Source organism: Streptomyces murinus, assembly GCF_002154555.1.
Classification (GTDB): domain Bacteria; phylum Actinomycetota; class Actinomycetes; order Streptomycetales; family Streptomycetaceae; genus Streptomyces; species Streptomyces murinus.
In genome coordinates this window covers 1-6,953 of record NZ_MUNF01000724.1, presented here as the reverse complement: position 1 = coordinate 6,953, position 6,953 = coordinate 1, and the positions used below count along the sequence as shown (strand labels likewise).

The 6,953-nt window shown below is 72.4% G+C and carries 6 protein-coding genes and 1 pseudogene; 2 read left to right on the top strand and 5 right to left on the bottom strand.

Translation table 11 applies throughout. The annotated features are described in order from the left end of the window. The coding region (locus CCN72_RS33930; protein WP_086812134.1) for an MFS transporter at positions 1-1,427 on the bottom strand (1,427 nt) is incomplete at its 3' end. Between the two features lie 250 nt (positions 1,428-1,677). Between CCN72_RS33930 and CCN72_RS33925 the strand changes: the two genes are divergently transcribed. Together CCN72_RS33925 and CCN72_RS33920 are read left to right on the top strand one after the other, a co-directional pair. Then, positions 1,678-2,601, top strand: a complete 924-nt coding sequence (locus CCN72_RS33925) for a helix-turn-helix domain-containing protein (protein WP_086812132.1) — start codon at positions 1,678-1,680, stop codon at positions 2,599-2,601. Between the two features lie 112 nt (positions 2,602-2,713). Next, positions 2,714-3,217, top strand: coding sequence for a DUF4232 domain-containing protein (locus CCN72_RS33920; protein ID WP_086812130.1), 504 nt, complete (start codon positions 2,714-2,716; stop codon positions 3,215-3,217). 64 nt (positions 3,218-3,281) lie between these two features. Here the strand turns inward: CCN72_RS33920 and CCN72_RS39335 are convergent. From CCN72_RS39335 to CCN72_RS33905, 4 genes and pseudogenes are all read right to left on the bottom strand, one after another. Beyond that, a pseudogene (locus CCN72_RS39335) lies at positions 3,282-3,376 on the bottom strand. Between the two features lie 95 nt (positions 3,377-3,471). Then, positions 3,472-4,482, bottom strand: a complete 1,011-nt coding sequence (locus CCN72_RS33915) for a DUF2804 domain-containing protein (RefSeq protein WP_086812129.1) — start codon at positions 4,480-4,482, stop codon at positions 3,472-3,474. 137 nt (positions 4,483-4,619) lie between these two features. Continuing rightward, positions 4,620-6,125, bottom strand: a complete 1,506-nt coding sequence (locus tag CCN72_RS33910; RefSeq protein WP_086812127.1) for an aldehyde dehydrogenase (NADP(+)) — start codon at positions 6,123-6,125, stop codon at positions 4,620-4,622. Positions 6,126-6,198: 73 nt separating this feature from the next. After that, a partial coding sequence (locus CCN72_RS33905) for an NAD-dependent epimerase/dehydratase family protein (protein ID WP_107430235.1) occupies positions 6,199-6,953 on the bottom strand: 755 nt, incomplete at its 5' end.

Below are 6,953 nucleotides of genomic sequence, written 5' to 3'. Positions count from 1 at the left end.
AGCGCGGCGACGGCCAGCAGCCCGACGCGCATGCCGGGGAGCGAGAAGCCGCCGTCGGAACCGGCGAGCAGGCCGCCGAAGAGGGCGACGGCCAGCGCGCCGCCCAGTTGCCGGAGGGAGTTGAGCAGGCCCGAGGCCGTTCCCGCGCGTTCCGCGGGGACCGCGTCGATCAGCAGCGCGGTCAGCGCTGGCACCGCCACCGCGCCGCCCATGCTCAGCGGCAGCAGCAGGACCAGGACCAGCCACACCGGGGTGTCCCCGGCCAGCGGCAGCATGACCAACATCGCGTCGGTGAAGACCAGTTGGCCGAGGACGATCACCGACCGCCGCCCGAACCGCTCCGCGAGACGCGGTGAGACCAGATTCGTCGCCGTCACCACCGCCGACATCGGCACGAACATCAGCCCGGCCGCCGTCGCCGACATCCCCCGCAACTGCTGGTAGTACAACCCCAGTAGGAAGATCCCGCCGTAGAAGGCGGCGTTGACGGCGAAACCGACCGCGAGCGGAACGGCCACCCGGCGCTCCCGCAGCAGCGCCGGCGGAATCATGGGCTGACGATGCCGGGACTCCACGACGCGGAACACGAACCCGGAGACGACGGCGAGCGCGCCCGCGCCCAGCACCGGCAGACTGGTCCAGCCCAGATGACCGCCCTCGATCACCGCGACGGCGAGCCCGGCCAGGGCCAGTACGGCGGTCAACTGGCCGAACCCGTCCAGCGCGGCGGGCCGGCGCGGCGAGCGCGGCACCCGTGTCAGCAGGCCGAGAATCACCGCGCCCACCGGGAGGTTGAGCAAAAACACCGCCCGCCAGCCGGCCGACTCGGTGAGCAGCCCGCCCAGTACCGGACCCGCGGCCATCGCCACCGAACCGCCGACGGTCCACAGTGCGATGGCCCGCGCCCGCTCCCCGCTGTCCTCGTGCGCCTGCCGGATCAGCGCCAGCGAGGCCGGCATCACGACCGCGGCGGCCCCGCCCTGCGCCACCCGCGCGGCGACCAGTACCCCGATCCCGGGCGCCAGCGCGCAGCCGAGGGAGGCCAGGGTGAACAGGGCGACACCCCAGGCGTAGGCTCGCCGGGCGCCCGCGCGGTCGGCGATGGCACCGGCCGAGAGCATCAGCGCGGCGAACATCAGCGTGTACGCGTCCACCACCCACTGGAGCCCCGCCATCCCGCCGTCCAGGGACTCCCGGATCGAGGGCAACGCGATGTTCACGGCCGACACATCGATGGTGATCACGGTGAACCCGAGCAGCGCGGCGACCAGCGCGACCCCGGCCCGCCGGGGCGCCTCGGCACCGGCGCCCGCCTCGGCTGGTCGGGCCCGGTCCGGCTGCCGTCGCCGTACCTCGGGCAGCGGCGAGCCGGGCGCGCGCCCCTGGTCGGTGGTGGCGGTCGGGGACGGGGGAGGGGTGCCCGGCATGGTGGCCTCCTGGATGTTCAGGCACGGTCGACGGTGTCCGTCGAGGACGGATCGGCGGGCGGCCACGAACGCCGGGACCGCGGTCCGGTGTCACGCACCCCCTGGGTTCCGCGCCGTCGGGCCGCCCGCTCCGGGATCAACTCTGCGCCCGGACGGCGGCGTTCGGCAGACCGCGCCGTACCCGGGGTGCGGTGTTCCAGGCCCTGACACGGCCCCCCAACACCCCCGTACGCCTGCCACAATTGATCGAATGGGAGCAGCAACAGACGCACGGGGTACCGAACTCGGCAGATATCTGAAAGCCCGCAGGGCCCAGATACGCCCGGAGGACGTCGGCCTCCCCAGCGGAGCGGGCCTGCGCCGCACCCCCGGACTGCGCCGTGAGGAACTGGCCGCGCTGGCCGGTGTGAGCGTGGACTACTACATCCGCCTCGAACGCGGCCGCGAGACCAATCCCTCGATCGCCGTCGTCGACGCCCTCGGCCGTGCCCTGCGGCTGCGCGGCGACGGCTACGAACGCCTCCATGAACTCGCCGAGTTGGCCTCCGGCCGTACCTCCGAACTCCCGGCCTGCGCGGACCACGCGGTCCGCGAGTCCGTGCTGCGCGTGTTGGAATCGGTACGCCCGCTGCCCGCCTATGTCGTGAGCCGCTACAACCGCGTCCTGGCCGCCAACCCGCCGGGCCGACGACTGCTGCCCGGCCTGTGGGACTGGCCGGAGCACCAGCGCAACGTGACCCGTTACCTCTTCCTGCACCCGCTGGGCAGGACGCTCTACGAACCCTGGGAGGACACCGTCGCCCTCTCGGTCGCGCATCTGCGGGCGGTCGCCGGCGCCGATCCGGACAACCCCGAACTGACCACTCTGGTCGGCGAACTGGTGCTGAAATCCCTGGAGTTCGCCCGACTGTGGGAGCGGTACGACGTCTGCGAACGCGGCGGCGGCCAGAAGAACTTCCGGCACCCCGAGGTCGGACCCATGACCCTGACCTACGAGGTCATGCGACTGGCACGGACGGGCGGCCAGCGGATGGTCGTCTACCAGGCGGTCCCCGGCACCGCCGACGAAAAGGCCATGCTCGGCCTGGAGGACGAGGAATCCGCGCTCAGGGCGGCCGAACTTCCGGGGCGGGGTCCTCGGGGCCGGTCAGTGCCTGCCGTGGCGGATCCGTGACGCTCGTACCCATACTGAGACATTCCGAACGCAAGATCGGGGGCAGGCTCACGTCGACCATGGTCCCGGTGGAGAACACCCGCCGGGCCATTGCACGACAAGGAGTGTTCGTATGAGCAAGAAGCACGCATTCGCCGCCGTGGCCGCACTCGCGCTGGCGGTCACCGCGGGCGGGGGAATCGCCGTGGCCGCACCCACGACGGCCAGGAGCGTCGCGCCCTCGGCCTGTCGTCCGGCCAACCACACGGCGACGATCGCCGCGGCGCCCGCCAGCTCGGGGCACAGCCACTATCGCGTGACCCTGACCGCCGCCCGCGGATACGAGTCCTGCGTGCTGGCCGGTTCGCCCACCGGCGTACGGTTCTCGAACCACGGCAAGCAGACCGGTGTCGCCGCCGGGCACTACGGCGACCAGAAGACGAAGGTGACCTTCGGCCCGGGCCACCCGGTGCACTTCGACATCCAGGTTCCGAACATGCACCGCGGCACGGCCTCGGACGAGGCGTCGTTCACGCTCCAGGCCCCGGGCGGTGAGATTCCCGGCACGTCCTTCGCCGAGGGCAAGTTCTCCGTCGCCTCCGGCACCCTGATCGGTCCGGTCCAGCACGGCGCCTGACCGACACCGCCGGAAAAACCCGGAGTGTCCCGCGGCAGCACGGCCGCGGGACACTGTGGCGTTGCGGAGAGGGCAGGATTCGAACCTGCGTGGACCCTTGCGGATCCGACCTCGAGACGTGCTCGCCGATCCCCGATCAACCACTCCGGGCACCTCTCCTCGCTCCCGGTTCCCGGTTTCCCGGGCCCCGTTCACATGAAGAAGAGTGACAGACCCGGCTGACGCGGGACTGACGCGGAGCTGACCCGCACGGCTTACAGGCGGGCCTTCATGCTTTCGCAGACCCCGTGCACGTCCTTGATCTCGAACTCGCCCTCGGCGCCGCGGAGTACACCTCGGTAGCGCCCGAAGAGCTGGAAGTAGTCGACCGCGAAGAGACCGAGATTGTGCTTCACCTGCTTACGGCCCTCCGGCTCGAAGACGACATCGAGGCGCCCGTCCCGGGAGGCGATGTGCCAGGCGGCCGACGGATCGGCCGACGCGGGCTCGAAGGCGATGTCGCCGAGCGGCTCACACCGGCCCGGCGTCCACAGACAGGACTCCTCCGGCTCCCCGGCCAGTTCGGGCCGCGCCGCGAAGTTGGCCCCGACGACCGGGCCGGCATCCGTCGACGTCGCGAACGTCCCCCAGACCCAGTTGGTCCGGTACGGCAGCAGCGAGCGGTGCTCATCGAGTATCGCCAGATCGCGATCCGGCTCGAAGACGACCTCGGTGTCCCCGACGCGGAGCACACCGGAGGCGGGGAAGGCGGCCTTGTGCGTGTACATGCTCCCGCCCGGCAACCGCGAGCTGACCGAGAGCGGAGCGGTGGCCGCCTCGGCGTCGAGTTCGAGCTCACCGCGGATGGCCGGGGCCTTCGCCGTCCCGGCGATGTCGATCTCGATCCGATGCCGCGCCGACGTACGCGAAAAGGAATAGGCGACCCGATACCCGTCCCGCTCGAACCGGCAGGCGTTCTCCAGCAGTTCGGCGGGCAACACGGGACTGCCGCCGGCCGCGTTGGCCGCGTGCTGGTGGAGCACACCGCGCGTCCGGTCGTAGGCGTAGATCTCCGAGCTGGCGAGATAGTGCGCGTCCTGGATGATCAGTGACGAGTACCAGTCCGGATGCGAAAGGGTGAACCCGACCCACTCCTTGAGCCGCACCCGCTTCAACCGCCGCGCGAGCCCGCCGTACACCTCCAGCGGATCGACGACAGCGGGCCGGTCGGCCAGCCGGCCCCAATGACGCATACCGTCTTCGACCAGGCGCTCAGGGGTGGGCATGGCGGGTAGTCTGCCCAAGGTGCCGGCGCGGGGTCAACAGCCGATCGGCACCGGTCTTCCGCGCCGGGCGTCCCCACACGGAACGAGGGAACGCGGGACCGGCGCCGTGGTACTCAGCCGTTCATCGGCGGAGCGAGTCAGCCCACTCGGCGCGGGACCCCCAGCGGGTTCGCGTCCTGGAGTTCCGGTGGGAGGAGGTCGTCGGGCCAGTCCTGGTAGGCGATCGGGACCAGCCAGCGGTCGATCGCGGTGGCGCCGACCGAGGTGTGCAGCGGGGCCGTCGTCGAGGGCCAGGGGCCGCCGTGGTGCATGGCCCAGCAGACGGCGACGCCGGTCGGCCAGCCGTTGTGGATGAGGCGGCCCACGCGGTGCCGCAGCGCCGTCACCACCCGCGCGGCCGCCGCCGCGTCGCCGGCCGTGGCGTGCACCGAGCCGGTCAGGCTGCCGGGCAGGGCTGCCAGGACCTCGGTCAGCGAGTCCAGGTCCGGGTAGGTCACCACCAGTCCGGCCGGGCCGAAGCACTCCTCGGCCAGGGTGTCCAGCCGGTCCGCGAAGGACTTCAGGGACAGCCGCCATACGCGCGGGGCCACCGCGAAGGAGTCGCCGCCCGCGCTTCCGGAGGCCAGCAGGTGGAGGTCCGCGGTCTCGTCCAACTCGGCCACCTTGGCCCGGTACCCGTCCCGGATCCGGGACGTCAGCATCGCCCCGGTCGTGGCCGCGCCGACCTCGGCCGCGACGGCGTCCACCAGCGCGCCGTCCTCGGGGACGAACAGCAGCCCCGGGTTGGTGCAGAACTGGCCGGTGCCCAGGGTGAGCGACTGCGCGTACCCCTGCGCGATCTCCGGGGCGCGTTCGGCCGCGGCGCCGGGGAGGACCACCACCGGGTTCACGCTGCCGAGTTCGCCGTAGAACGGGATCGGCTCCGGGCGGGCGGCGGCGAGGTCGTACAGGGCCCGTCCGCCGGACTGCGAGCCGGTGAAGCCGGCTGCCTTGACGGCCGGGTGGTTCACCAGCGCCGCACCGGCCTCGAAACCGGTGACGAGGCCGAGGACACCCTCGGGCGCGCCCGCCTCGCGCAGCGCCCCGGCGACGACGCGCGCGACCGCGGCCGAGGTCGCCGGGTGGCCCTCGTGCGCCTTGACGACCACCGGGCAGCCGGCCGCGAGCGCCGAGGCCGTGTCGCCGCCCGCCACGGAGAAGGCGAAGGGGAAGTTGGAGGCGCTGAACACCGCCACCGGCCCGATCGCCTGCCGCATCCGGCGGATGTCGGGACGCCCCGTGGCCGGATCGGCCGGGGTGAGTACGGCCTGCACATGGCCGCCGTCACGCAGCACCTCGGCGAACAGACGGAGCTGGCCACTGGTGCGGCCCACCTCGCCGGTCAGCCGGACCACACCGAGCGCGGTCTCCGCGTCGGCGACGGCGACCAGTTCGTCGCGGGCCGCGTCCAGCGCGTCGGCGGCGGCGTCGAGGGCCCGGGCCCGGTCGGCGGCGGGCACCGCGGACCAGACGGGGAACGCGCGGGCGGCGGCGCGGGCCGCGGCGTCGACGTCCGTCGCGGTGGACACGGCGACCGGATCGCCGACGGGCTCACCGGTACGCGGGCTGATTCCCCGCAGCGGGGCGGACGTGATGTCGGTCATCGATCGAACCTCCGGGTCGAACGGGGCGGTGAGGGGTGAACTCGCGGGGGAGAGGGGTGAGTTGTGCGCGGAGTCAGCCGTTCGCGTCTGTGCTGTTCGTGCTGTCTGTGTTGTCTGTGCTGTCCGTGGCGCCCGTGCCGTCGTCCGCGTTCAGTGAAGGCGAGCAGAACGCCCCGCCCAAGTAGATCTCGTCCAACGGGTCATGACGGCCTTCGAGTTCCCCGGCGAAGCGCTCGGCGTCGTCCTGCGGCTCGTAGCCCAGCGCGCGTGCCTCGTCCAGTGCGAACCAGCGACGGGTGTTGTCCGAGACGCCCCACACCACACGGAACCCTGGTGAGGGCGCCGCGATCAGGGCCTCCATCAGGCGGGCGCAGTCGGCGGGGGAGAGCCAGGTGGCCAACTGCCGGGTCGCGATGGGGCGTTCGAAGCAGCCGCCGATACGGACGCAGACCACGTCCAGGCCGTAGCGGTCGTGGTAGAGGCTGCCCAGGGCCTCGGCGGCCACCTTGCTCACGCCGTAGTAGGTGTCGGGGCGGGGGAAGAGGTAGTCGGGCGCCTCGCCCTCGCTCCGGGGGTGGAACCCCACCGCATGGCTGCTGCTCGCGATGATCACCCGGGGCACGCCTGCCCGGCGGGCCGCTTCGAGGACCGTGCGGGTGCCGTTGATGTTGATGTCGAGGATCTCGTCCCAGGGCCCCTCGACACTCAGCCCGCCGAGGTGGATCACCGCGTCGACGCCGGTGAGAGCCTCGCACATGGCCGGCAGGTCCGTCACCGACAGCCGTACGGTCTCCACGTCCTCGCCCTCGGCCGCCGCCGGTACCGGCG

Coding starts and splice junctions, on each gene's coding strand:
- CCN72_RS33915 (WP_086812129.1), bottom strand. CDS start 4,482: ATGCCCACCCCTGAGCGCCTGGTCGAAGACGGTATGCGTCATTGGGGC.
- CCN72_RS33920 (WP_086812130.1), top strand. CDS start 2,714: ATGAGCAAGAAGCACGCATTCGCCGCCGTGGCCGCACTCGCGCTGGCG.
- CCN72_RS33910 (WP_086812127.1), bottom strand. CDS start 6,125: ATGACCGACATCACGTCCGCCCCGCTGCGGGGAATCAGCCCGCGTACC.
- CCN72_RS33925 (WP_086812132.1), top strand. CDS start 1,678: ATGGGAGCAGCAACAGACGCACGGGGTACCGAACTCGGCAGATATCTG.